1 protein-coding gene is annotated in these 783 nt (G+C 62.5%); it reads right to left on the minus strand.

Translation table 11 applies throughout. The annotated features are described in order from the left end of the window. Positions 1 to 481 (minus strand): PRC-barrel domain-containing protein (locus CXQ89_RS17650; protein WP_181032428.1); only part of this gene is annotated, 481 nt, incomplete at its 3' end. Positions 482 to 783 lie beyond the last annotated feature (302 nt).

The raw sequence follows: 783 nt of genomic DNA on the forward strand, positions 1-783 counted from the left end.
GGAGCCGGGCCCGGCCTGCCGCCTGCTTCTCAGTTCCGACGCGCAGTTGTTCTTCGGAGCGTGTCATCGCGTCATCGGTGGTGGGCCCGGAGGTGTCATGTCCGACCGTCCCACGGCCGGCGGCGACACCGGTGGTGTCCTGGTTATCGTGGCGGGAGAAGCCGCTGGAGTCTTCGTAGTAGGTGTAGAGCTGGTCTTCCTCGGCGGGCTCCAGGTGGCCGTCCGGGGCGACGCGGGGTGCGTCCTTGACCTTGTCCTTGGTGTGGGCGACGACGATGTCGTTGCCGTCCTGCGACGCAGCGTCCAGCGGTGCGAAGGACTCGTGGGATCCGAAGAGCCCGGTCTTCACCGTGACCCAAGTGGGCTCGGAGGTCTGGTCATCAACGTAAATCTGTCCGATGGATCCGATCTTGCTTCCGTCGGAACCTACGACGTGTCCGCCGGCAGTGGTCAGTGCAGAAAGGTTCTCAGTGCTGATCATGTGTTTCTCCTTCTTGTTACTGGTTTAGTGCTGCTTGGGGGACAAAATTAGAAGCGGTTCCGCGGCGGCCGGGTCTGGCCCGCACGGAGTTGCTTGGCTTTGCGGGCTTTCATGACCCGGCTGATGATGCCGGGGAGCAGGGCGAAGAGCAGTTTTTTCATGACGCTGGTCCTTTGATTGATGGTCCGCTGTCTTGGCTGTCAGCTTTGACCGCTTACGGCTGGCGCTCTGCGCCGCGGACATCGCTGAACGGATCGTCGAGGTCCCTCAACGGAACTCCCCCGGCTTCAGTGCCTGAGTAG

Source organism: Arthrobacter sp. ZGTC212 (assembly GCF_002929255.1).
In the GTDB taxonomy this organism is placed as follows: domain Bacteria; phylum Actinomycetota; class Actinomycetes; order Actinomycetales; family Micrococcaceae; genus Arthrobacter_B; species Arthrobacter_B sunyaminii.